Annotated in this window: 25 protein-coding genes; 11 read left to right on the top strand and 14 right to left on the bottom strand. The window is 59.7% G+C overall.

The window, feature by feature from the left end; all coding sequences use genetic code 11:
- Positions 1 to 39: 39 nt before the first annotated feature.
- The 5 genes from pstA to purB form a co-directional block, all read right to left on the bottom strand.
- The gene (pstA, locus tag ACVW0R_RS03055) at positions 40 to 933 is read right to left on the bottom strand and encodes a phosphate ABC transporter permease PstA (RefSeq protein ID WP_457398131.1); all 894 of its coding nucleotides are present in this window, start codon (positions 931 to 933) and stop codon (positions 40 to 42) included.
- 38 nt (positions 934 to 971) lie between these two features.
- On the bottom strand, positions 972 to 1,955 hold the full coding sequence (gene pstC / locus ACVW0R_RS03050; RefSeq protein WP_457501623.1) for a phosphate ABC transporter permease subunit PstC: 984 nt from the start codon (positions 1,953 to 1,955) through the stop codon (positions 972 to 974).
- Positions 1,956 to 2,103: 148 nt separating this feature from the next.
- A complete protein-coding gene (gene pstS / locus ACVW0R_RS03045; RefSeq protein ID WP_457501622.1) occupies positions 2,104 to 3,165 on the bottom strand; it encodes a phosphate ABC transporter substrate-binding protein PstS in 1,062 nt (353 codons plus the stop codon).
- A gap of 508 nt (positions 3,166 to 3,673) precedes the next feature.
- Positions 3,674 to 4,654 (bottom strand): aspartate carbamoyltransferase catalytic subunit, encoded by a 981-nt coding sequence (locus tag ACVW0R_RS03040; protein WP_457501621.1) that lies wholly within the window; start codon positions 4,652 to 4,654, stop codon positions 3,674 to 3,676.
- Positions 4,655 to 4,664: 10 nt separating this feature from the next.
- The gene (gene purB / locus ACVW0R_RS03035) at positions 4,665 to 5,960 is read right to left on the bottom strand and encodes an adenylosuccinate lyase (protein WP_457501620.1); all 1,296 of its coding nucleotides are present in this window, start codon (positions 5,958 to 5,960) and stop codon (positions 4,665 to 4,667) included.
- 133 nt (positions 5,961 to 6,093) lie between these two features.
- Here purB and ACVW0R_RS03030 point away from each other — a divergent pair, with 133 nt between their 5' ends.
- Complete coding sequence (locus tag ACVW0R_RS03030; RefSeq protein ID WP_011430559.1) at positions 6,094 to 6,675, top strand: Uma2 family endonuclease; 582 nt, start codon at positions 6,094 to 6,096, stop codon at positions 6,673 to 6,675.
- A gap of 116 nt (positions 6,676 to 6,791) precedes the next feature.
- On the opposite strand, the gene ACVW0R_RS03025 is transcribed toward ACVW0R_RS03030, so the two are convergent.
- Positions 6,792 to 7,985: an RNA-guided endonuclease InsQ/TnpB family protein gene (locus tag ACVW0R_RS03025; RefSeq protein ID WP_414508825.1), complete on the bottom strand. Its 1,194-nt coding sequence runs from the start codon at positions 7,983 to 7,985 to the stop codon at positions 6,792 to 6,794.
- Positions 7,986 to 8,245: 260 nt separating this feature from the next.
- Here ACVW0R_RS03025 and ACVW0R_RS03020 point away from each other — a divergent pair, with 260 nt between their 5' ends.
- Positions 8,246 to 8,695: a tetratricopeptide repeat protein gene (locus tag ACVW0R_RS03020; protein ID WP_168173345.1), complete on the top strand. Its 450-nt coding sequence runs from the start codon at positions 8,246 to 8,248 to the stop codon at positions 8,693 to 8,695.
- On the opposite strand, the gene lipB is transcribed toward ACVW0R_RS03020, so the two are convergent.
- Entirely contained in the window at positions 8,692 to 9,474 is a 783-nt protein-coding gene (gene lipB, locus ACVW0R_RS03015; RefSeq protein ID WP_457501619.1) for a lipoyl(octanoyl) transferase LipB, read from the bottom strand. The two genes, ACVW0R_RS03020 and lipB, sit on opposite strands and share 4 nt — an antisense overlap.
- A gap of 13 nt (positions 9,475 to 9,487) precedes the next feature.
- Positions 9,488 to 9,820, bottom strand: a complete 333-nt coding sequence (trxA, locus tag ACVW0R_RS03010; RefSeq protein WP_457501618.1) for a thioredoxin — start codon at positions 9,818 to 9,820, stop codon at positions 9,488 to 9,490.
- 209 nt (positions 9,821 to 10,029) lie between these two features.
- On the opposite strand from trxA, the gene ACVW0R_RS03005 reads away from it, so the two are divergent.
- Positions 10,030 to 11,286 (top strand): hypothetical protein, encoded by a 1,257-nt coding sequence (locus tag ACVW0R_RS03005; RefSeq protein WP_457501617.1) that lies wholly within the window; start codon positions 10,030 to 10,032, stop codon positions 11,284 to 11,286.
- Here ACVW0R_RS03005 and ACVW0R_RS03000 read toward each other — a convergent pair.
- From ACVW0R_RS03000 to ACVW0R_RS02985, 4 genes are all read right to left on the bottom strand, one after another.
- Positions 11,261 to 13,051, bottom strand: coding sequence for a SulP family inorganic anion transporter (locus tag ACVW0R_RS03000; protein WP_457501616.1), 1,791 nt, complete (start codon positions 13,049 to 13,051; stop codon positions 11,261 to 11,263). The two genes, ACVW0R_RS03005 and ACVW0R_RS03000, sit on opposite strands and share 26 nt — an antisense overlap.
- On the bottom strand, positions 13,048 to 13,629 hold the full coding sequence (locus tag ACVW0R_RS02995; RefSeq protein WP_457501615.1) for a rhodanese-like domain-containing protein: 582 nt from the start codon (positions 13,627 to 13,629) through the stop codon (positions 13,048 to 13,050). Before ACVW0R_RS02995 ends, ACVW0R_RS03000 begins: the two co-directional genes overlap by 4 nt.
- A gap of 19 nt (positions 13,630 to 13,648) precedes the next feature.
- Positions 13,649 to 14,131 carry a DUF29 domain-containing protein gene (locus ACVW0R_RS02990; protein ID WP_457501614.1) on the bottom strand — a complete coding sequence of 161 codons (483 nt, stop codon included), beginning with the start codon at positions 14,129 to 14,131 and terminating at the stop codon, positions 13,649 to 13,651.
- 82 nt (positions 14,132 to 14,213) lie between these two features.
- The gene (locus ACVW0R_RS02985; protein WP_414346457.1) at positions 14,214 to 14,930 is read right to left on the bottom strand and encodes an MBL fold metallo-hydrolase; all 717 of its coding nucleotides are present in this window, start codon (positions 14,928 to 14,930) and stop codon (positions 14,214 to 14,216) included.
- 112 nt (positions 14,931 to 15,042) lie between these two features.
- On the opposite strand from ACVW0R_RS02985, the gene ACVW0R_RS02980 reads away from it, so the two are divergent.
- Entirely contained in the window at positions 15,043 to 15,450 is a 408-nt protein-coding gene (locus ACVW0R_RS02980; protein WP_049749757.1) for an ArsR/SmtB family transcription factor, read from the top strand.
- Here the strand turns inward: ACVW0R_RS02980 and ACVW0R_RS02975 are convergent.
- Entirely contained in the window at positions 15,417 to 15,833 is a 417-nt protein-coding gene (locus tag ACVW0R_RS02975) for a YidH family protein (protein WP_457501613.1), read from the bottom strand. The two genes, ACVW0R_RS02980 and ACVW0R_RS02975, sit on opposite strands and share 34 nt — an antisense overlap.
- A gap of 16 nt (positions 15,834 to 15,849) precedes the next feature.
- Entirely contained in the window at positions 15,850 to 16,998 is a 1,149-nt protein-coding gene (arsB, locus tag ACVW0R_RS02970; RefSeq protein WP_099813388.1) for an ACR3 family arsenite efflux transporter, read from the bottom strand.
- Between the two features lie 150 nt (positions 16,999 to 17,148).
- Between arsB and ACVW0R_RS02965 the strand changes: the two genes are divergently transcribed.
- The 7 genes from ACVW0R_RS02965 to ACVW0R_RS02935 all read left to right on the top strand — a co-directional run bounded on the left by ACVW0R_RS02965 (position 17,149) and on the right by ACVW0R_RS02935 (position 21,721).
- Positions 17,149 to 17,562 carry a DUF3119 family protein gene (locus ACVW0R_RS02965; protein ID WP_011430547.1) on the top strand — a complete coding sequence of 138 codons (414 nt, stop codon included), beginning with the start codon at positions 17,149 to 17,151 and terminating at the stop codon, positions 17,560 to 17,562.
- The gene (gene pgeF / locus ACVW0R_RS02960; protein WP_457390949.1) at positions 17,559 to 18,371 is read left to right on the top strand and encodes a peptidoglycan editing factor PgeF; all 813 of its coding nucleotides are present in this window, start codon (positions 17,559 to 17,561) and stop codon (positions 18,369 to 18,371) included. The genes ACVW0R_RS02965 and pgeF overlap by 4 nt, the downstream gene beginning before the upstream one ends.
- 64 nt (positions 18,372 to 18,435) lie before the next feature.
- The gene (locus ACVW0R_RS02955; protein ID WP_457501612.1) at positions 18,436 to 18,777 is read left to right on the top strand and encodes a hypothetical protein; all 342 of its coding nucleotides are present in this window, start codon (positions 18,436 to 18,438) and stop codon (positions 18,775 to 18,777) included.
- Positions 18,752 to 19,264: a DUF6464 family protein gene (locus ACVW0R_RS02950; RefSeq protein ID WP_457501611.1), complete on the top strand. Its 513-nt coding sequence runs from the start codon at positions 18,752 to 18,754 to the stop codon at positions 19,262 to 19,264. Before ACVW0R_RS02955 ends, ACVW0R_RS02950 begins: the two co-directional genes overlap by 26 nt.
- 20 nt (positions 19,265 to 19,284) lie before the next feature.
- A complete protein-coding gene (gene pyrF, locus ACVW0R_RS02945; RefSeq protein ID WP_011430543.1) occupies positions 19,285 to 19,983 on the top strand; it encodes an orotidine-5'-phosphate decarboxylase in 699 nt (232 codons plus the stop codon).
- Between the two features lie 101 nt (positions 19,984 to 20,084).
- The gene (locus ACVW0R_RS02940; RefSeq protein WP_187147154.1) at positions 20,085 to 20,627 is read left to right on the top strand and encodes a hypothetical protein; all 543 of its coding nucleotides are present in this window, start codon (positions 20,085 to 20,087) and stop codon (positions 20,625 to 20,627) included.
- On the top strand, positions 20,624 to 21,721 hold the full coding sequence (locus ACVW0R_RS02935; RefSeq protein ID WP_240527864.1) for a hypothetical protein: 1,098 nt from the start codon (positions 20,624 to 20,626) through the stop codon (positions 21,719 to 21,721). Before ACVW0R_RS02940 ends, ACVW0R_RS02935 begins: the two co-directional genes overlap by 4 nt.
- The last annotated feature ends 16 nt before the right edge of the window (positions 21,722 to 21,737 follow it).

Genomic DNA, 21,737 nt, shown 5'->3' with positions numbered 1-21,737 from the left:
ACGAAGAGTTCGATTCAAGACTTGTTGAGAATCCTCAGGCTATTTCCTGGTCTTGTACACCAAAAAGCGAGCGGTCAAGCTGGCCGCCAAAACAATGGCTAACAAAACCAAAGCGCCCGCCCAAGCCAGCTGCTGCTGCACCCTGTAGGGAATGATGGAGAAAAAGTAGACCATCACCGGCAAGGTAGCCACCGGGCCAAATAGATTAGTAGACCAGAAATTGTTGTTGAAGGCGGTAAAGAGCAGAGGTGCAGCCTCGCCTGCCGCTCGGGCCAAAGCCAGGATTAGCCCGGTTACGATGGCCGGTGCCGCTGCCGGCAAAACAACGCGCATTGTGGTCTGAAAGCGATTTGAGCCCAGGCCAAGGGAAGCCAAGCGCATGTCGGGCGAAACCAGCAGCAACGCCTCCTCGGTGGAGCGGATGACAATCGGCAGCATCAGCACGCCAAAAGCCACCCCTCCCGAGAAAGCCGAAAAGCCGGATCCCCTCACCACCACAGCATAGGCAAACAGGCCGCAGAGAATGGCCGGTACCCCCGTGAGCACATTGCAGGAAAACTTAACCAGATAAGCCAAGCGGGTGCCGCGACCGAATTCAGACAAGTACACTGCCGCCAAGATGCCGAAGGGAAAGCTCAAAGCCGCCCCCGTAGCCAGCACCATTAAACTGCCGACAATTGCGTGACCAAAGCCCCCTTCCGCCAGGCCAGGGGCAGGGTAGCGGGTCTGGGTGAGGACATCCCAATTTATCCGCTGGATGCCTTCCTTGCCCACATCCCACAGCACCCAAGATAGGGAAGCTATGATCACCGCCACAAAGAGGCCACTCAGCAGGGTTAGGACAATGCCTGTGTAATTGCGGACAGGGGCAATGGCGGCACGAGTAATGTCGATGTCAACCTTCTCAGGGGCAAGCTGTGCTGAGTCAGACATGATAACAGTGCTCCTTCATCTTCTTTCTGCTTCTGAAGTTACTGCTCCAAGTTTTGAAACTTGCGGATGATGATCTCGGCAACAATGTTGACCAATAACGTCAGCACCATCAGCACCACGCCGGCATACATGAGAGCCGAAACCTGCAAGCGTCCTGCCTCGCCAAACTGAGAGGCAATCAAGCCAGTAATGGTGGATCCCGGCTGCATTAGGGAGATATTGATGCGGTTGGCGTTGCCGGAAAGCATGGCCGCCACCATGGTCTCTCCCAGGGCCCGCCCCAGCGCCAGCATGATCGAGCTGACAATGCCCGACAGGCCGGCAGGGATCATCACCGTTAAGAGGGTCTCCCAGCGGGTTGCCCCCAGAGCCAAAGCGCCCTCTTTTAGGCTGCGTGGCAGAGATTCAAGGGTACTGCGGGTAATGGAGATGATGATGGGAGAGATCATGATCCCCAGCACCATAGCCACTATCAACAAGCTGGGCCCCCGCGGAGCCGGGCCACCCAAGAAAGGGATCCAACCCAGCGTCTGGTTAATGGCTCGAAAGATGGGCCGCACTGCTGGAATCAGCACAAAGATCCCCCACAGCCCCAGCACCACACTGGGAGTGGCCACGATCAGCTCAACGGCAAAGCTAATCGGCTCCGTTACCCACTTGGGGGCAAAACCTTCCGTCAAAAAAATGGCAGTGCCAATGCCCAGAGGGATGGCAAAAATCAAAGCCACCAGAGAGGTTACCAAACTGCCATAAATCTGTGGTAGCACCCCGTAGATGTTTTCCACCGGGTTCCAGCGGGCAGTAACCAGGAAGCCCAAGCCAAACTGCTGAATCGCCGGCAGAGCCCCTTCGGTGGTTTGAAGAATCACCCAGATGAGGATAATGCCGGCAAACCCTGCCAAGGCCAACGTCAGGCGGACAAAGCCCACATCAACAGCCCGAGACAGACTCGCCTTTTTCTCAATGTCAACATCGATATCCGGGTTTGGTGGTGAACCATAACCCGTAGCCGCTGAAGTCATAGCCTCTCTCCCATGATCATCTTCGGTTCAAAATCTTTCCTAAAAATCCCACCGTGCAAGGTAAGCCCACCAGCCGACCGAGAAAGCCTCATCTGCCTCCTCAGCCGGCCACCAGCTCCACTCTAGTGGAGTTCAGGCTGCAACCCAGTCATCGCACCGCATTGGGGTTAACGGTGATGGCATCCAGCTCTGCAAAGATCCGCTGGATAGCCGCCTCAGGCATAGGGATGTAGTCCAGCTCCTTGGTGATGGCTTGACCCTCTGGCCCCTGGGTCCACTTCAGAGCCTCCACCAGCTTGGTCAGCTTCTGCTGATCGGGATACTCGCGGTACAGCATCACCCAGAACAAGCCCACGATTGGGTAGTCATTTGGCCCTTCAGGGTCGGGCACCAACAGCGCAAAGTCATCAGGAATGGGAGCATCAAGCGCCGAGGTAGCTGCCTCAGTCGAGAACTTAACAATGTTGCCCGCTTTGTTTTCCAGGCGAGCAGTGGCCATCTTTTCCAGCTTGGCATAGGACTGGTTCACGTAGCCAATCGCCCCTGGCTCCTGCTTGATGGTGGCGGCTACGCCCTCATTCCCTTGGGCTCCAATGCCAACAGGCCACTCGACAGAAGTACCAGCACCGGCTGTCCAATTAGGGCAGACAGTTTTGATGTGGTTGGTGAACACAAAGGTAGTCCCAGAACCATCAGAGCGGTGTACCCAGGTGATGTCCAGGGGTGGCAGCTTGTTTGCTATACCTGGGTTCTCGGCCTTGATGCGAATGTCGTCCCAGCGAGTGATCTCGCCGGTCACGATGCCGCAGTAGGTTTTCCGCTTCAGGATGAGCTCTCCGTCTTCAATGCCGGGCAGGTTATAGGCAAACTCGATGGCCCCTCCCGCTAGAGGCAACTGTAGGGGATCATAGCCGTATTTAGCTCGGAAGCTTTCCAGGCGAGCACCGGAGAAAGGCGCCTCGGAAGCGCCGAAGTCCACAGTGCCATTGATCACCTGCTCTAGGCCAGCACCACTACCGACAGACTGATAGCTGACTTGCACAGTGGGGTCTACGGTGCGGTTGTAGGCGTCAAACCAACGTTGCAGCAAAGGAGCCGCAAAGGTCGCGCCCGCCCCGGAGATTTGCACGGTTTGGGCTTGAGCCGAGGTCGCTGTTAGAAATCCTACTGTTAGAGCGGTGAGGGAGAAAGCAGAAAGCAGGGTTCGCATAGGTAATATCTGTGGCAAATCAACATCTTCAACCCTATAACCTCAAAGTTAACGGAAGGATATCTAAAGGTTAACTTTGGGTTAAGTCAAGAGAAAAATCGATATTTTTGAGTGTGCTGGCTCGTTTCCAAACCTTGATTTTCCATCTGGTGGTCTTGGCCAGTTTGGATTTCAGCAAAATCAGGATCCTGGAGCCCAGGATCCGCGAAAAGGCTTATGCTGCTGAACTTCTATCTCATTTGACAACCAATCAAACGGACACAACTTGAATAAGAGCTAAGCTTAGACGGCTGCAAAAAAACTCGATCCAGATCCAAGATGTGTAAAATTTGATACAAAGATGTTACCCCCTTCTCGGCAAGCTTGGACATGATTTCAGCAGGGCGGGAAAAGCTCTGGCCAGAGCTTCTTCCGACTTTTGACAGAGAGAATTAGCTAGGAGATGGACTTCAACACTCCAGACGTGGGGCAGCTCTACATGTTCCCCGAGCAGAGAAAGATCTGGGCTCTAAGCTGGGATCCGCCCGCCCCCCATGAGGTACAGCAGGGCCATGCGCACCGCCACGCCGTGGGTGACCTGCTGCTCAATCAGGTTCAAGCCGGGATCCTCCATCACCTCGGAGCTGAGTTCCACACCGCGATTGACCGGGCCGGGGTGTAAAACCCTCACCTCTGGGTGGCACAGGCGCAGCCGCTGCCGCGTGAGGCCGAAGAAGTGATGGTACTCCTGCAAGCTGGGGAGAAGGAACTCGCTCATGCGCTCCTGCTGCAGGCGTAGGGTGATAACAAAACGCGCCCCTTCGAGGGCAGGCTCTAGCTGCCAATGGACAGGGAGCGTATGGCCGGGCACAAACTGGGCAAAATCTTTGGGCAACAGGGTGGGAGGGCCGGCTAAGTGAACCTCAGCTCCGGCAGCCACCAAGGCATAGATATCGGAGCGGGCCACCCGCGAGTGGAGAATATCGCCGACAATGGCGATTTTGATCCCTTGCAGCAACTCCAGGCGGGGACGCCGGGGATCCAGATGGCTGCAGAGGGTAAACAAATCCAGCAGGCCTTGAGTAGGATGCTCGTGAAGCCCATCCCCGGCATTGAGAACGCCCACAGGGGATCCGCGGCGGTCGATCTCGGCAGCTAATTGTTGGGGCACTCCTGCCTGGGCATGGCGAACGATTAAGAGATCGGATCCCATGGCCAGAAAGGTGCGGGCCGTATCCAAGAGCGTCTCCCCTTTGCTCAAGGAAGAGGTGCCTGGGGAAAAGTTGAGCACATCGGCCGAAAGGCGCTTGGCCGCCAGCTCAAAACTGGAACGAGTGCGGGTGGAAGGCTCGAAGAACAGCGTCACCACCACCTTCCCCTGCAAGGTGGGCACCTTGGGCAACCGCCGCGTCAACACCTCCTGGAAACTGGCGCTGGTCTGCAAAACCATCTGGTATTCTTCGGGAGTAAAATCCGCCAAGCCCAAGACGTGCTGCCGCTGCCAAACCATAGGGGATCCCTCAAATGCGCAAGCGGGCAAAGATCTCGTCCAAATGGGTTAGGTGGCGCCGCGGATCAAAACAAGCCTGCAGTTCCGCCTCGCTGAGGTGAGCCATCACCCGGGGATCCGCCAGCAGATTGGCGCGAAAGTCTCCCTGCGGCTGGTTCCAGGCGCGATGAGCATTTTCCTGCACCAGGCGGTAAGCTTCCTCGCGGCTAAGGCCCTTCTCCACCAAGGCTAGAAGCACCTGCTGGCTGAAGATGACGCCGCCGTAGAGGTTGAGATTGCGCTCCATGTTGCCGGTGTGAACCTGCAGGTGGCGCACCAGATCCGCCATGTTGACCAGCAGGTAGTGGCAGAGGATGGAGGCATCGGGCAGGATCACCCGCTCCACCGAGCTGTGGGAGATGTCCCGCTCGTGCCAGAGGGGGATGTTTTCCAGGGCCGAGACGGCATACCCCCGTAGAAGGCGGGCGATCCCTGTCAGTTGTTCAGACTTGATGGGGTTGCGCTTGTGGGGCATGGCGGAGGATCCCTTTTGGCCGGGGGCAAAGTACTCTTCGGCCTCCAGCACCTCTGTCCGCTGCAGGTGGCGGATCTCGGTGGCAAAGCGCTCCAGAGAAGAGCCAATCAAAGCCAAGGTATGCACATACTCGGCGTGGCGATCCCGCGAGATCACCTGGGTTGAGACCGTATCCGGCTTGAGCCCCAAGCGGGCGCAGGCCAACTGCTCCACCTGGGGAGGCACATTGGCGTAGGTGCCCACGGCGCCGGAGATCTTGCCCACGGCCACCACCTCCCGCAGGCGCGCCAGGCGCTCCTGATGGCGCAGGCACTCGGCCAGCCAGCCGGCCAGCTTGAAGCCAAAGGTGATGGGCTCGGCGTGGACGCCGTGGGTGCGGCCAATCATCAGGGTGTGGCGGTGTCGGCGGGCCTGCTCGCGCAAAGCAGCGATGAGATCGGCCAGGCGAGCTTGCAGGATCTCAACCGAGGCCACAAGCTGCAGGGCCAGGGCTGTATCCAACACATCCGAGCTGGTCAAGCCCAGGTGGATGTAGCGCCCCGCCTCGCCCACATGCTCGTTGAGGTTGGTTAGGAAGGCAATAACATCGTGCTTGACTTCCGCCTCGATTGCCAAAACCCGCGCCGGGTCAAAGGCGGCTTTGGCTTTGATCTCCTGCAGGGCCTCTTGAGGGATCCGCCCCAGCTCCGCCTGCGCTTCGCAGACGGCCAGCTCCACTTGCAGCCAGGTCTGGAGTTTGTGGGCGGTGGACCAGATCTGGCCCATTTCCGGCAGAGTGTAGCGCTCGATCAAGGTGCCTTTTCCGTCGGTACAGTAGGATGAGCTAGGCTATTTTAGCCTTTGGCGTCCCCCCTCGAGGAAAAGCCGCTGGGGGATCCCTGCGGGCTTGGCTTGCGGTGTCGAAGGAGCAGCAAGGAGTTTGCAGATGACCGTCGGAGCTGTGCCAACTCAGGGAAAAAGAGCTTGGACAGCCGAAGAATTCATGGCGTTGTCCAGGGAGGGACATCGCTACGAGATTGTTGATGGGAAGCCAATTGATATGGGAAGCGCGGGGGCACTCCATGGTTATGTCTGCAGCCTCCTATTAGCAGCTTTGACCCCCTACGTTTTGTCCAACAAGCTGGGGATCGTTTTAGATTCCAGCACTGCTTTTAAGATGAAGAGTGGAAATTGGCGCTCCCCTGACATCTCTTTTTTTGCTAAAGAACGCTTGCAGGGCATGGCTGAACTGCCCACAGGATTTTTGGAAGGCGCTCCAGATCTGGCTGTTGAAGTGCTTTCCCCCCGCAATACGGTTGAAGAAATTCATGACAAGCTGGTGGAGTACTTTGAAAATGGCAGCCGCCTGGTTTGGCTGGTTCACCCCAGCGAGCACTACGTCCTGGTGTATCGCAGCTCTCAAGAGCCTGACCGCCTCCTGAAATCGGTTGATCTTCTAGAAGGTGAAGAGGTTATTCCAGGATTTGCCCTGCCGGTGGCTCATCTATTCCAGAAGCTTTCCTTGTAACATCCCCCCGCCCTCACTCTAGCCAATAGAGCTTGGGCCTCCCAACCTTGCCATTGGGCATTCCTGCCCCGCGTCACAGAACGACTTGGCAGAGGAGTCGGTATCTCGACCGTAAACTACCCGACCCTGACTGCTTCGCAGTACGGGGCGGGCTTTCGGTAGCCCTGCAGTTGGCAAGCCAACCACGGACCTCTAGGCTGGTTTACGACAGCCCCAAGTTTGGCAATCATGTTGGCCCCATTCCAGTCCGCATCCCCTTCCCATCCACAGTGCCCACACTTGAACGACTTGCCACTGCGATAGGATTGCGCAGGGTCGGGATGGATGTGCAAACACTTGTGACAGGTCTGCGACGTGTAGGCAGGCGGCACCAGAATCAAAGCAACTCCTGCACGCAGAGTCTTGTATTCCAGAAACTGCCTCAGTTGGTAGAACGCCCAACTGTTGGCCCTGCGTCGCTCGGCTTTGCTGCGGGGTTGTTGGTTGATACGCTCCCGTATCCCTGTCAAGTCTTCCAGAGCAATAGCGCTGTTGGTAGCTTTTGCCCTAGAGACAATAGCTTTAGAGATGCGATGATTGACCCACGCTTGAAAGCGTCTCTCCTTGCCAGACAGCCGTTGCAGCAGTTCTCTGCATCTGCGCCGCGAACTGCGTGTGCCCTTACTGGCTTTGCGTTGGAGTGCCGCCCTCAACCGGGAGTAGTGGTCTCGGACTCGGTTCAACTGCTGTCCATTCCAGTTATCTCCTTCCGATGTATGGGCAATATCTGTCCTTCCCAAGTCCACCCCGATCACCTTGTCGGTATCTTGTTGCTTGGGTGGCTTTTCCTCTACGCAAATCTGGATGTAGTAGGAGCCATCTTTGCGCTTGACCAGCGTGGCAGCTTTTGGGTTGGAACCAGCCAGCATCCCACGCTGGTAGTTACCAATGGCTAGCTCAAAGCGTTCTCTCCCTTCAACCGTGGTCAGCGACACCGTCCAGTCTTTTTGACGGAACGAAAAGATGCGAGCGTCGTAGGTAACAAAGCCGCTCTTAAACTCCTTGACGGGACGCTTTTTCTGCTTAGCCACTTTGCGGGAACCCGCTACCCGTCTGCACACCTGTTGAGCCAAGTTACTGGACAAGCCAAACCGGGCTCGAATCTCGTAGTAGCAAAGGGATTGCAGCTTGACCGCGTTGACGATCTTCTCCTGCGTGTTCTGGTTGACCCAGTTCAATGCCTGTACAAAGGCATCCATCGTCGCGTCCAATTTGGCGGCTTGCGACGGGGACACCTTGAGCTTGCAGGATATGGTCAGGACTTGGCTCATAAGTTCATTGTACTTCATCAAAGCGCATTCCTCCCGGCACTGACCCTACGGGTACAGTGCGGGGCTCCTGCGATTTCTAGCTGACTTTCCCGCCAGAGCGCGGAACTTGTAGCTCCCCGCACCCCTTGCAAGTTAAGTGCAGGGGGTTGCCCCTCTCGCCGACGGTCTATATTGAACTAGTTCGGGATCCGAAGAGGACGTCATTAGCGGTGCGGAGCACAATCAAGTGTCGATGGGGAAGGATAGCTCTGATAGGTTTCTTGGCAGCATTCCTCGCTCCTGCCCCTGCCATCTCTTTGCCTGCCTTCCCACCTCCTCCTGAGAAGACCTCGGCCCCAAACACCGCTTCCGAGTTCAACTGGCAGGGATCCCTCAAGTTGCTGCGGGGGGATCCCGTAGCTGCCCTGGCGGATCTGGATCGGGCGGTGCAGTTGGATCCCAGCTATGCTCCGGCCTATGTGAACCGCAGCTACGTCTACAACCAGTTGCGCCAGCCGGAAGAAGCTCTGGCCGATGCGGAGCGGGCCATTCAGTTGGATCCGCGAATTCCAGAAGCCTACTTCAGCCGCGGCGTGGCCCACCTGCAACTGGGGGATCGAGAAGCCGCCATGGCCGACTTTCGCCAGGCCTTGGCTCTCTTTTCCAAGAGTGGCAACTTTGCCAACCAGGCCATCCTGCAGCAACTGCTGCGCCAGTTGGGGGTGGATTAGCCTTGAGTCTTTAGAGACTTGCGTTCTCCCAACCACTCTGATAAGGAAACTTCCTGAGCTTGCAGCCCAAAGACCTGACAAAAGGACTTCACCACCACCGGGGCCACTGCCGCCATCGTTACTCGGGGACAAAACTGAACCAGGGATCCCACGGGCCGGTCAGGGATCCCACAGGGCACGATGGCTTGGAAGGCAGCTAGATCCGGGCAGACGTTGAGGGCAAAGCCGTGGTAGGTCACCCAGCGGGAGACCTTGATGCCGATGGCCGCCACCTTGTGGCCTTGCACCCAAACCCCTGTTAGGCCAGGGATCCGCTCCCCCTGCAGGCCGAAGTGGGCCACAGTCTGGATGAGCACCTCTTCTAGGTGGCGCAGGTAGCGATGCAGATCCGGCTGGCCGTGGGAGCCGTAGACAGTCCTATGGCGCTTTAGGTTGAGCAGGGCATAACCCACCCACTGGCCCGGCCCGTGGTAGGTCACTTCGCCGCCCCGCTCCACCCGCAGGATCTCCGGCCCCTCAGTAACAGGGGACTCTGGCTGAGTGTCTGGAGATCCTATCTGTCCAGCCAGGCTTTTGAGAAACTTGGGATCGGCCCCCGCCCCCAGGGTGTAGACCGGCGGGTGGGTGAGCAACAAAAGCCCATCTGGCACCTGGGGATCGCGGATCATCTGGGCCAACCTGACTTGCTGCCAAGCCCACGCCCTGCGGTAGGGCACCTCTCCCGCCTGGTGAACTTGGAGAACCGGCCCCGCCTCAAGCTCCTGCCAAAACGCCCTCAAGGTCTATCTGCCCTTAGCTGACCGACAGGCCGATCTGCGCCCGCAACCGCTCCACCAGGGCGCGAGGCTGCAACAGCCCCTCGATGCGGTCAACCGGCTTCCCGTCTTTGAACAGGATGAGAGTCGGCACAGCGTAGATCCCCCAGCGGGCAGCAATGTTGGGGTATTTATCTATATCCACCTTCACGAAGGAAATAGCATCCCCCACCTGCGGCTTCACCTGCTCCAACACCTGAGCCATCACCTGACAGGGACCACACCAGGTAGCGTAAAAGTCCACCAGAATGGGAGTTTTGGATCCCTGGATCATGTCGTCAAAGCTCTTGAACTGCTGTTTTTGGGCCATGGGCAACCTCCAAAGGATGCGGCAGGAAACTTAGGGTGCAATCTATTTTTAGTCTAACTGTTTGAGATGAAGGTGTAGATAGGGATCCTGCTACAGGGTGCTGGCGGTTTCCCGGTAGGATGGCTAGGGCTGGGGAGCGTACCTGTAGTCTAGGGTGCAGGCCTGAAGGAAGGGGCAGACTTGAGCAGGGTTTAAGGAGTGGGATCCCAATGGCAACCATTCGGATAGTGAGCCGAGGTGTGGTGGCTGGCGTATTGGCTGGCATGGTCTTGAGCCTCTGGGGGATCGGGCGCTGGCTTTGGGATCCCTCGGCCTGGATCCAGGTGGTGGCCGGGCTGCTCCTAAGTGTGGCGACGTTGCTGTACTGGCTGAAGACCCGCCCCGCCGACTGTCTGCTGGTGGAGCCCCAGAGCTGGCGCCTCAGCCGCCTCAGCCCTCATCGCTGGCTTATCCAGGCCGAGTTTGTGGCCCGCAACCTCAACCCCCTTTTTGAGGTCACCTTGGCCCAGGTGCAGCCGCGGCTGCATCTGCTCAGCGCCGGCTCCCTCGAAGGGATCCAAAGTAGGATCCGCCTGCGCTCCCGCCATCCGGATCTGCCCCCCCGCCCAGACAACTACTGGCAGGCCTACATCATCTCCCCCCAAAGCCAGACCGGCTTAGAAGTCGAGATCGAGCTAGAGGGGGAAGGGCTGGCAGATTTGCGCTCGGCCTGGCTGGAGTTGGACTACATCCAGTACGGGCGGCAGCGGCGTACCCTCAAGACTAGCCACCTCATCTTGCCGCTGCAGGAAGTGAATCCCTTACCGGAGCTGCGCTGGCAGCAGCAGGGGCCGGTGAGTTGGGCTGCCATTCCCACCCATCTGCTCACCCCCAGCGATGACTTAGCCGAGGTGCTGCGTCGCTACGTGGGCCCTCATATCCAGCCCGGCGATATTGTGGCCATCTCGGAAAGCGCGGCGGCCATTGTCCAGGGCCACTTTCGCCATCCCCTGCAGGTGCAGCCTGGCTGGCTGGCTCGCACCCTGTGCTACTTCTTCCCCTCCAAGACCAGTCTCTCAAGCTGCTACGGGATGCAGACGCTCATTGACTGTTCGGGGGCCTGGCGAGTACTGGGGGCCTTTGTGGCGGGATCCCTGGCTAAGCTGCTGGGGATCCCAGGGGTGTTCTATGCCCTGGCGGGGGAGCAGGCGGATCTCATCGACGATGTCACCGGCACCTTGCCCCCCTATGACCAGTTCATTGTCTTGGGACCACGGGATCCGGCCAAGCTGGTGGCCGAGCTCCATGCCCAGACCGGCTACGAGGTGGCCATTGTCGATGCCAACGATCTAGGCGAAGTAAGCGTTCTGGCAACCAGCCCTGGCGTGGAGGAGGAGCTGGTGGAGCAGGCGCTGCGCAAGAACCCAGCCGGCAATGCGGCAGAGCAAACGCCGATTGTGCTCATCCGGAAGCGGCTGCCGGCATAGAGTTCGTCTGAGACTTGAGAACCTGCATCGCCTGGTGGGTCGACAAGAAGAAGCGCTCGGCGCCCACTTTCTCCACAAACCCAGCCCTTTTGAGGCGATCCATCACCGGCCCCTTCACCTCGGCCAGGGCAAAGCCCACCCCCATTTGCTGCAGACGTTCTACCAACTGGGCCAGGGCCTCCAAAGCGCTGCCGTCGACGAAGTTAATGGCGCTGGCCACCAGCAGCACCTGTTCCACTGCTGGCCGCGCTGCTACCTCCTGCAGGATGGACTCCTGCAGGTAGGCCGCGTTGGCAAAAAACAGGCTTTCATCCACCCGCACCGCCAAGATGCGCGGATCGGTAATCACCTCATGGCGCAGCACGTTGCGGTAGTGCTCGGTGCCCGGCACCTGGCCAACAATGGCGATGTGGGGACGGCTGGCCCGCCAAAGAAAGAGCAGGATGGAAACCAGCACCCCCAGCCCAATCCCCGGCTCCACCCCGATCCCCAACACGCTGGCAAAGGTGACCAGCCAAACCAAGGCATCGCCGCGGTCGTAGCGCCAGCTCTGCAGCAAGGGGTGAAAATCCACCAACCCCAACACGGCTACCAAAACAATAGCTGCCAAGGTCGTCTGGGGCAGGAAGGTAAACAGGGGCATCAGCCAGATCACGGCCAGGGCTATCAGGGATCCCGTGACCACCGAGGCCAGGCCGCTGTTGGCCCCGGCCTGAGCGTTAACCACCGAGCGGCTGATCCCACCGGTTACCGGGTAGCCACCACTCACGGCTGCCGCCAGGTTGGCCACCCCCAGGGCCACCAGATCCTGGTTGGGATCCACTTTCTGGCGCCGCTGGCTGGCCAGCGACTGCCCCACCGCATAGCTTTCCGTAAAGCCCACCAAGCTGATGGCCAAAGCTGTGGGCAGCAAAGCTCTCCACTCTGCCCAGCTCAGCCAAGGGAAGGCCAGGGAGGGCAGGCCAGCCGGAATGGATCCCACCACCGCCACCCCCGCTCTCTCTGAGAGGTTCAACCCCCACACCAGCAGCGTCGTCAGGAAGACGGCCCCCAAGGGAGCGCTCTTGGTGAGGATCAGGACCCAGAGGGGCGGGAGGCGGCGCAGTTGCGCTGGGAGCTTCCGCTGGGCGTACACCAAGAGGGCGATGGATAACAGCCCCAGCCCCAGGGTGGCCCAGTTGACTCCCTCCAAGCTCTGCCAGAGCCGTTGCAGCAGCAGCCAGAAGGACTCGGTGTTGGCGATCTTCACCCCCAGCAGATGGCGGAGCTGGCTGAAGGCGATGATCAAGGCTGCCGCGCTGCCGAAGGCCGTTACCACTGAGTGGCTCAAGAAATTGGCCAGAAACCCCAAGCGCAGCAGACCTACCCCTACTTGGATCAAGCCCGCTTCCAGGGCCAAGCCCAGCGCCAGCCGGCCATACTCCGGGCTGCCCGGCTCCGCCAGCGGCTCCAAGCCCGCGGCCACCAGCAGGGAGATGATGGCCACCGGCCCCACCGACAAAGCCCGGCTGGATCCCAGAAAGCCGTAGGCGATCACCGGCAGGATGCTGGCGTAGAGGCCCGCCTGGGGAGGCAGCCCGGCCAGCAGCGCGTAGGCCATGCTCTGGGGCACTAGAAGAGTGGCTGTAACCAGTCCGGCAATGAGATCCCCCGGCAGATCCTCTCGCCGATAGCGAAGCCACCACAAGGAATCCTTGGCAAAGGGCAGGTAGCGCGCCCAGATCCCCTGCTTTGTAGAAGAGGCGGACGGGATCTCGCTGCTCATAGCGTCTGACCTCGGTTCCAGGGCATGCGGGCCAACAGCAGCGCCAGGCCGCAGGTGTTGGTGATCCCGGCAAACACCAGCCCAGCTCCCACAAAGCCGCTCAACACCAGCCAGGCCGGATGGACAAAGGCTCCCAGCAAGGTTCCGCTGAGCACCAGGGATCCCGCCGCAATTTGCACCTGCCGCATTAGCGAAATGGGCGCGTTGCGGGTGCGGGTGGTGGGCAGCTTGGCAGCCTTCCAAGCCTCAATCCCGCCTTTTAGACTAAGCACCTCCGGCCAGCCGTGGTCTAGCAACTGACAGGCAGCGCGGATGGAGCGACTGCCCATGCGACACTGCAACACTACCGGTTTTTCCGGCGTCGAGGCCGGCACCCTGGCCGGGTCAAAGGTAGATAGAGGCATGTTGATCGCCCCTGGGATCCGCTCATCGGCATATTCTCCCGGCTCCCGCACGTCGATGAGCTGTACCCGCCCTTGATCCAGCCACTGCTTTAAGGTCAGGGCGTCGATCTCCTTAAGACGGGGATCCCGTTCCTGCTGAGCGGAAGGCGTAGGATTTTGTCGGGCTACAGTCATTGGTTTCCTCCTCGGGTAACTAACCTTCTTCCTCAAGCAACCTGCTGGGCTCGCCGGGGTAAAACTGGCTATCCAGGATTTGCTCGGGAGCGTAAGGACACGTCTTGGGAAAAGTCTTTCTGGGCAGCTTGGTCTCTTCCAGGGCTAGCTGCAGCGCCCTCAAGTAAGACTTGGAGATGGCCTCCGGCAAATAGGGCCTCAAGCTGGGGTTTTCTTCCAATAGATCCAGAACTTCCTGTCGCTGCACCTGTAGGGTAAGAAGCCAGCTTACAGATCTAGCCTGCGGCTGATACTCCCATTTCAGAAGGTGCCCCACCAAAACCCCTAGCCGGTTGCGCAGCTCTTGCCGCTGTTGCCTGCCCAACGATTCCATCTCCTCAATCAAATGGGGCAGGTCTAGCTTCTCCCAAGCCCGCTCCCGCAGAAATTGAGCTTGTTGCTGAGTCCAAGCATAGAAATCCTTCTCATAGAGACTTTCTGGATCCACTCTCAACCCTCCCATTTCTGACCCGCCGGCTCAGAGAAGTCTAGCTAGCCCCGCAGGCTTTACAGCCAGGCTCTCCCACCCAAGAGGGTTTGCCCCACTAAACCGCGGCTGCCACTTGGCCGCACTGCTCGTTGGCGGGCACTGCTTCCTGGATCTTCTTGGGCTGAGGTAGGTTGAGGCTGTTCATCAGGGCGATGAAGCTCTCCCGCGAACGCAAATTTCCGGTCTCCGGATCCACAAAGCGGGGGTTCCAGCGCTTCTCTTCGCCAATAGTGGAGACGGTGTGCCCCCGGTAGTCATGGCCGGGATAGACCAACGTCTCGTCCGGCAGGGTAAACAGGTGCTGGGTAACATGGTCATACATCAGGCCGGGATCCCCACTTTGGAAATCCGTGCGCCCACAGCCGCGAATGAGCAGGGCATCGCCGGTAAGAACGCGATCCCCATTGACGCGATAGGTCATGTGGCTGTCGGTGTGGCCCAGGGTGGCGATGGCCTCGATGACAATGGATCCCACCTGCAGCGTTTCCCCATGGCCGATAAAGCGATCCGCACATTGCGCCTTGGCCTGAACCGGCACCACCCCTTGGCAGCCGGTCAGCTCGCGCAGCTTGCCAGTGCCGGTGATGTGATCGGCGTGGACGTGGGTTTCCAAGCAGTACTTCAAGGTCAGACCCAGCTCTCGAATTAACTTCAAGTCCCGCTCCACCTGCTCCAAAACGGGATCCACCAGAGCTGCCTCGCGGGTGTCTGGGTCTGCGATTAAATAGGTGTAGGTGCTCGTCTCGGTGTCGAACAGTTGGCGAAATAGCATGCTGCCCTCCTGTCTGTTGGCAAAACCCGAACGCGATCCAATTCGGGCCTCTAGATCTACTGTATAACTATTTAGTGTTAAAATCAAGCCAGCGCATCCCTCAAGACAGGCTATGGATTGGGACGAGCTCGTGAAAGGTGGCAAAGACGAGTGCCAGTTGACTCTGACGCCGGAAGTGCTGACCAGCGTAGCGGATTACTTCAAGGTTTTGGCGGAGCCCAGCCGGCTGCAGATCCTGTGTCAGTTGCGCTCGGGACCCAAGAACGTCACCCAGATCTTAGAGGCCACCGGCATGGGCCAGGCCAACGTTTCCAAACATCTCAAGATCTTGGCGCAGGCAGGGATCGTCAGCCGCGAGCCCAGGGGCGTGAGCGTCTACTACCAAATTGCCGATCCCATCTGCTTTGAGCTGTGCGAGGTGGTGTGCAAGCAGTTGATCGAGCGGCTCAAGCAGCAAGCCCGGCAATTGCAGCCGCTGGCAGCCCTTCACTCCGGCAGGCTGAGCCGGGAAGGCTCCTGAGGGCGGGGGCGGCGCAGCATCAGGGGAAGGCTCAGCAGCCCAAACAGGGCCACCACCGCAGCCATGATCCAGACGAGAAAACGGCTGGGGGGAAAGTTGCCCGCCTCGATTTGCCGCATCACCTGGTTGTAGCGCCAGGTTGAAAGGCCAATTGTCAGGATCCCAAAGATCACCAACAGGAGGCCCAGGTTCTGGGTACTCAAGAGGCCGTGGCTCGGGGAGGGCTGCTCGGGGGAGCTGGAAGCTTCGATCTGCTGCAGAAAGAGGCTGAAGCGGGTGAGGGCAAAACCAAAGGCAATGAGAGCCACAGAGGTGCGCAGCCAAGCCAGAAAGGTGCGCTCGTTGGCCTGGTGTTCCCGTTGGCGATCCGGGGGCAGGTTCATGGGCTGAAGGGATCCCTCAGGGGCTAATTTTAAGGCAGCGGGGATCGGGCAAGCTGGCCTTTTCCGGCTGGCGGGGGAAATAAAAGGCGGTACGCCGGCAGATCTCCACCAACATCAACATCACCGGCACCTCGATCAACACCCCTACGACGGTGGCCAGGGCGGCCCCTGAGTTCAAGCCAAACAGCACCACCGCCGTTGCAATGGCCACCTCAAAGTGGTTGCTGGCGCCGATTAAAGCTGCCGGAGCCGCATCCTCATAGCACAAGCCCAGTTTCTGGGCTGCCACATAGGTGATGCCGAAAATGAGGTTGGTTTGAACGAAAAGAGGCACTGCGATCAACAAAATGTGGAAGGGATTTTCCACAATGAGATCCCCTTTAAAAGCAAAAAGAAGCACCAACGTCACCAGCAAGGCGGCGATGGCAATGGGGTTGAGGTAGCGCAAAAAAGCTTTTTCAAACCATTCCCGGCCCTTGGTTTTGAGAATCCAATAGCGGGAGGCTGCTCCTGCAACTAACGGTAGGCCCACATAGACGGCCACCGACAGCAAAATGGTTTGCCAGGGCACCGTTAAATCGCTCATGGCCAGCAGCCAGCGGCCCAGCGGTGCGTAGAGGAAGAGCATGGTTAAAGAGTTCACCGCCACCATCACCAGGGTGTGGCCCTGGTTGCCATAGCTGAGATAGCCCCACATCAGCACCATGGCTGTACAAGGAGCAATGCCCAACAAAATGGCCCCGGCAATGTAGGAGCTGCTGAGGCTAATCTCTGTGCCGCGGATGATTTCCGTGCCGGTTATCCAAGGGGCAAACAGCCACCCCAAAAAAAACTGGGCGATCACCACCATGGTAAAGGGCTTCACCAGCCAGTTCACGGCCAGGGTCAACAGCACTGGCTTGGGAGATTTCAAAGCATAGGCTGCCTGGCCGAAGTCAATTTTCACCATGATGGGATACATCATGAAAAACAGGCAGACGGCAATGGGAAGGGAGACCTGATAGAGGCTCAAGGCATCCAAAGCCTCGGCCACGCCCGGAAACCATCGCCCCAGGAGGATCCCGGCAACAATACACAGGGCCACCCAAAGGGTGAGATAGCGCTCAAAAAAGCTCAGGGAGCCGCCGCTGGGGAGAGCTTTGGGGTCAGATGCGGTTAGGGCCATGATCAAAAGCCGCGTTCCTGTGTGCTCTGTCAGGATATATCAAAACAACTTGTTTGGTATGCCCCCAACTTACCCAGAGGCGGGATCCCTCCGGAGAAAGGTAGTGGCAGCGGCGTAAAATGGAGCTGGCAAGCGGAGGAGAAGCAAAAAGTGATCAAACCCCACTCTGCCCATCTGTTGACCCCCGACTTCCGCCTCAGCTTGGCAGTGCTGGCTTTGGCGGTGCCGCTGTTGTGGCTCTCGTTTTGGCTAGGGTTGGGAGTGGGGTTGTTTGGCCTGTTTTTGCTGGTACAGACCTGTCTGATCGGGCTGGCCTTTACCCGCACGGCGCTGCAGGTCTACAGCGGCTCCCGGCGCATCCGCGAGTTCCCCTACAGCGAGTGGCAGGACTGGCAGATCTTCTGGCGGCCGGTGCCGATTTTGTTTTTCTTCCGAGAAAGCCGGAGCATTCACTTTTTGCCGATGCTCTTCAACCCGGTCGAGCTGCGCATCTGCCTGGAGGAGCGGCTAGGCCACCTGCACGCCCGACGGCAGGGATCCCCTTTCCACCCATCAGGCCGATGAGCGGTTCCGGGGGCTGGGTTTGGCAAGAGGTAGGGAGATGGCGTTGGCTGCAGTGTCAACTGCTGGCGGGGTGGCCCCATGCTTTTGGCTGTCGTCAAGCTTCCCCCTATCAACCAGCCGATATGGCCGACCAGTTGCAACTCCTCCCAGAACGAGCTGCGTGGGGCCACCAGGTGCATGGCTGTCGCTGGACGTGGGCGGATGCAGTTGTCTTCTCCCAGGGGAGGGCTTCAGGTTCTCACGTCGGGGAAGGGAGTTTCGCCCGTCCCGAAGCAGATGCCGTGATCGCCCGTCGCCCAGGGGACTCGGCCTGGGTTTGCACTGCCGACTGTGTGCCCATTTTGGTGGCCAGCCCCCACTGGGTGGCCGCAGTTCACGCCGGCTGGAGGGGGACGGCTGCCGGTATCCTGACTAAGGTGCTGCAGGCCTTTCTCCAGGGGGGGATCCCTGCCAGCCAAATCCGCATTGCCCTGGGGCCGGCCATCTCCGGGCCAGCCTACCAGGTTTCTCAGGAAGTGGCCGAGCAGGTGCTGCAGTCGCTGCCTTCAGGGGTAGACCCACAACCTGCCCTCTGGCCAGATCCTCTGCCGGGTAAGGTGCGCCTGGATCTGCGCTGGATCAACCGCGCCCAGGCCGAAGCTCAGGGGATCCCGCCGGAGCACATCGCCATCAGTCCTCATTGCACCTTTGGCCAGCCTCAGGATTTCTTTTCCTATCGCCGCGAGGGGGCCTTAGAGGATGACCAGGGCCGTCGTTGCGTGCAGTGGTCGGCGATTGGCCTGCCAAAGGCGGCTTTTGACAAATCCTAGCTGCCAAAAATAGCAGCTATAATTGCCCTCAAAACTCAACCCTATCTCGCGGGGGAGGGATCCCATGCTTTGCCGGCTTCCCCTTCGGGGGTTGGTTTGGGTGGCTTTGTCTTTCCCTTTTGCCTTTGTCGGAGAAGCCCCTGCCCAGACCTCTCTGACGGGCATCAACCGCGACAACGTACTGCAACTGAACATCGGGCCCGGACGCCGCCTGGCTCCAGGGCCCGCAAAGGGTTCCGGCTCCGAGCAAGGCCAGGATCCCACCGTTCCCTCGGCGCTGATGTGGGCAGAGTGGCATATCCGCGCCAATGTTTGTACCGGCAACCTATCTGCCGAAGAATTGGCGGAGCTGTTTCCCTTGGTCAACCAAGAGTTAGTAGATGCCGTTTGTCAAGGGGGAAGTTAGCCGGCTTGCCCAGGCAAGCGGTAAGGTGAAAAGAAAGCTCTCAGGTTGCTGCTGCATGGATTTTGAGAAGCTCTTGGAGGAATGGGTGGCAGCCTTCACCCAGGCGGCGGAAGAAAGCCTCACCGCTTTGGAAGCCGCCCTGACGGAGTTGGCGGAACACCTGGCCGCGCCTCTCCAAGAAACCCTTCGGCAGTGGGAAGCCTTCTGGAGCCTGGAGGAGGAGCCGCAGCCCGGTTCAGAGCTCGATGAGGAAACGTTCAACCCTGCTGGGGGGGAGTCCTTCAGCACCAGCCGTTTCTTCGTCAGCCCACTGGGGTTCGGGGGTGTAGTTGTTTATACTTATGTCGCTTCGCCGCCTGGCTGGATTGGGGATCCCACCTGTCGCTACAATGCCCTTTCCCCGGAGTTGCGCTGTGCCGTCAACCCCTATGGCCCCTGTGAAGGCTGCCCCCACTATGAGCGGCGAGAGCGGAGCCCTTCGCGTTAGCCGGCCTGAGGGCTTTCGCCATGCAGGGTAGCCGCCTCATTGTTGCTCTAGATACCGCTTCTTGGGAGCAGGCCCTGAAGTGGGTGGATCGCCTGCCCCAGGTGCTGTGGTGGAAGGTGGGCCTGGAGCTGTTTACGGCTGTTGGCCCTCAGATTTTGCAGGCCCTTAAGGAACGGGGCAAGCGCATTTTTCTCGATTTAAAGCTGCACGACATTCCCCACACAGTGGGGCGGGCCGCTCAGGTGGCCGTTGGTTATGGGGTGGATCTGCTCACCGTTCATGCCGCTGGCGGCAGTGCCATGTTGCGGGCAGCAGTGGCCGCCACCCAGGGCAGTTCTTGCCGGCTGTTGGCAGTTACTCTTCTCACCAGCCTTGGCCCCGACCAGGTGCGGCAGGAGTTGGGCGTTGAACGAGATCCCGGCGACTATGTGTTGCAGTTGGCGCGGCTAGCTCTGGATCAAGGCGTGAGCGGGCTGGTCTGCTCCCCCCAGGAAGTGGGACGGCTACGGCAGGCTTTGGGGCCGGAGGTGCTGCTGGTAACCCCAGGGATCCGCCTTGGGGATCCAGAAGCGGAGGACGACCAGCGGCGGGTCTGCACCCCCGCGGCAGCGCTGCGGGCGGGGGCCGATTATTTGGTGGTGGGCCGCCCCATCACGGCGGCTGCGGATCCCGTTTCGGCCTGGCAACGCTTTCAAGCTGTAGAGGAAGCGATCGGCTGAGGATTGGGGCAATGCCGTTCCTAGGCTGGTGTAGCCGGCGAAGAAGACAAGCGGGCGGGTATCTTTTCCCCCACCCCGCCCGAGGGGGGTGGCGGATAGGTTTGTCGGCGGCTTTGGGGTTGTGCTGCCTTACTGCCACAGCAGCCAGAGGAGAAGTTTGTGCTGCCGATCCGCAAACCTGGGCTGAAGCCCTGACAGAGCAGTTGCCCTTGTTTCTCAATTTGGCCTTGAGCCGCGCCCGCTCAGACTTTCAGGTGGTGTTGGTGGGCCGGCCAGAGGCCGAACTCCTCTCTGCCGAGGAGCTGGCCCAGCTTCTGCCGGATAGCCCAGCCGCCTCGGCTTCCCAAGGCTTTCGCTTGTATTTCACCACGCTGGAGCGCCGCTTGGTTCTGCCCCAGCAGCCCGAGCGGGAGGATAACCCCCTAGCCGGTCGGCGCAGCGAAACCCTGCAACTGGCTTATGAAGCTTATGTGCTGCGGGCTACACCTGGGGATCCCTGGCAACTGGTGCGCCTGCAGGTTACCGGCGCCGGTGTTCCTGTCCGCGACGTCACCGAAGGACTGACCGCCCAAGCCATTCGTCGCTGGCAGGAGGCTGGGTGTCCCTTGACGGGCGATCTAGAGTTGACTAGGCCTACCCTATGAAGTTTCCCCCCGCCATGCCTCCTCAGGGCAAACGGCTGTCTCGTCCCTCTTTTCCTCAACTGAGCCTGTCCAGGGCGGACAAACGTCGGCACCACCGCCCAGACGGGCTCAGTTGGGTGAGCCACTGGCTGCTGTGGGGAGGGATCGGGTTGCTGCTGGGTCAGCGGCTCCGCTTTGTGGGGCAACCGGCTCAGATGCTGTGGTGGCGCGCTGTGCCCATCAGTGGCCCTGAGGGATCCCTGCCCCCTGTCCAAGCGGAACTGCCTCTCTACCATTCAATTGCAAACGGGCTACTGCCCTGGCTGGCTGAGGGAACCGGGATCCCCCCCGAAGGGATCCTGCGAGCTGTCTCGGCCCTGGCCTGCCTGGTAATCCTGCTGTTGTGCTGGAGCTGGGGCAATTTCTGGAGCGCTGGCCTGTGGGGACTCAGCCCCTGGGTGCTGACCCAGGGTTTGGAGCCGGGCAACGAGATCTTGGCCAGCCTGGTCTTGTTGGTCAGCAGCGGTGTTGGACCGGGATCCCGCCTGCGCTGGGGGGGTTTGGCGCTGGCCTGTGCCTTGAGCTACAAAGTTTGGCTCTTGGCCCTGCTCTGGGGGGCGCTATGGACTAGCCAACACTGGCCGCGGCAGCGGTTGCAAGGGCTACTCTGGCTGCTGCTGGTGATTGGCCTCTCCTGGTTGCTGCGGGTCGAGCTGCCCGCCGATCCCTTCACCGGGACAGAGCGCTTTCCTACGGCGACGGTGTCCTATTCGCTCACCAGCCAAAGCGGCCTGGCTGTTCTGGCCACCTTGATGTTGCCCTTGGGGCTGGCCTTGGTGCGGCTGGGTTGGCCCTGGGCGGAACGCCAACAAACCCTGCTCAGCTTGGCTGGTTTGGGCCATGTCCTGTGGATGGGGGTGCTAGCAGCTTGGCTTTGGGATCCCCAGATGAACCTGTTGCAGCAAAGCGCCCGTTGGGGCCTGGTGGCCCTGCCCTTTTTGTGCCTGAGTGCCGGTGGCGTCTTGGCGGAGATCCCCTGCCGGGGCTGGCGACAGTTTTTGGGATCCCTGCTCTTAGCCAGCTCGTTCTTGTTATCGTGGCAAGCGTTGGCCTGAGTTCTTCTCCTGCCTT

It is taken from the genome of Thermostichus sp. MS-CIW-15, from assembly GCF_054060575.1.
Note: the sequence above shows the minus strand (reverse complement) of the source record. Positions and strands in the feature narration are given on the sequence as shown.

What these genes read in the sequence shown, in the direction of transcription:
- pstA (WP_457398131.1), bottom strand. Translation starts at nt 933, where the DNA reads ATGTCTGACTCAGCACAGCTTGCCCCTGAGAAGGTTGACATCGACATT.
- pstC (WP_457501623.1), bottom strand. Translation starts at nt 1,955, where the DNA reads ATGACTTCAGCGGCTACGGGTTATGGTTCACCACCAAACCCGGATATC.
- pstS (WP_457501622.1), bottom strand. Translation starts at nt 3,165, where the DNA reads ATGCGAACCCTGCTTTCTGCTTTCTCCCTCACCGCTCTAACAGTAGGA.
- ACVW0R_RS03040 (WP_457501621.1), bottom strand. Translation starts at nt 4,654, where the DNA reads ATGGTTTGGCAGCGGCAGCACGTCTTGGGCTTGGCGGATTTTACTCCC.
- ACVW0R_RS03030 (WP_011430559.1), top strand. Translation starts at nt 6,094, where the DNA reads ATGACCGTCGGAGCTGTGCCAACTCAGGGAAAAAGAGCTTGGACAGCC.
- ACVW0R_RS03025 (WP_414508825.1), bottom strand. Translation starts at nt 7,985, where the DNA reads ATGAGCCAAGTCCTGACCATATCCTGCAAGCTCAAGGTGTCCCCGTCG.
- trxA (WP_457501618.1), bottom strand. Translation starts at nt 9,820, where the DNA reads ATGGCCCAAAAACAGCAGTTCAAGAGCTTTGACGACATGATCCAGGGA.
- ACVW0R_RS03005 (WP_457501617.1), top strand. Translation starts at nt 10,030, where the DNA reads ATGGCAACCATTCGGATAGTGAGCCGAGGTGTGGTGGCTGGCGTATTG.
- ACVW0R_RS03000 (WP_457501616.1), bottom strand. Translation starts at nt 13,051, where the DNA reads ATGAGCAGCGAGATCCCGTCCGCCTCTTCTACAAAGCAGGGGATCTGG.
- ACVW0R_RS02995 (WP_457501615.1), bottom strand. Translation starts at nt 13,629, where the DNA reads ATGACTGTAGCCCGACAAAATCCTACGCCTTCCGCTCAGCAGGAACGG.
- ACVW0R_RS02990 (WP_457501614.1), bottom strand. Translation starts at nt 14,131, where the DNA reads ATGGGAGGGTTGAGAGTGGATCCAGAAAGTCTCTATGAGAAGGATTTC.
- ACVW0R_RS02985 (WP_414346457.1), bottom strand. Translation starts at nt 14,930, where the DNA reads ATGCTATTTCGCCAACTGTTCGACACCGAGACGAGCACCTACACCTAT.
- ACVW0R_RS02980 (WP_049749757.1), top strand. Translation starts at nt 15,043, where the DNA reads ATGGATTGGGACGAGCTCGTGAAAGGTGGCAAAGACGAGTGCCAGTTG.
- ACVW0R_RS02975 (WP_457501613.1), bottom strand. Translation starts at nt 15,833, where the DNA reads ATGAACCTGCCCCCGGATCGCCAACGGGAACACCAGGCCAACGAGCGC.
- arsB (WP_099813388.1), bottom strand. Translation starts at nt 16,998, where the DNA reads ATGGCCCTAACCGCATCTGACCCCAAAGCTCTCCCCAGCGGCGGCTCC.
- pgeF (WP_457390949.1), top strand. Translation starts at nt 17,559, where the DNA reads ATGAGCGGTTCCGGGGGCTGGGTTTGGCAAGAGGTAGGGAGATGGCGT.
- ACVW0R_RS02955 (WP_457501612.1), top strand. Translation starts at nt 18,436, where the DNA reads ATGCTTTGCCGGCTTCCCCTTCGGGGGTTGGTTTGGGTGGCTTTGTCT.
- ACVW0R_RS02950 (WP_457501611.1), top strand. Translation starts at nt 18,752, where the DNA reads ATGCCGTTTGTCAAGGGGGAAGTTAGCCGGCTTGCCCAGGCAAGCGGT.
- pyrF (WP_011430543.1), top strand. Translation starts at nt 19,285, where the DNA reads ATGCAGGGTAGCCGCCTCATTGTTGCTCTAGATACCGCTTCTTGGGAG.
- ACVW0R_RS02935 (WP_240527864.1), top strand. Translation starts at nt 20,624, where the DNA reads ATGAAGTTTCCCCCCGCCATGCCTCCTCAGGGCAAACGGCTGTCTCGT.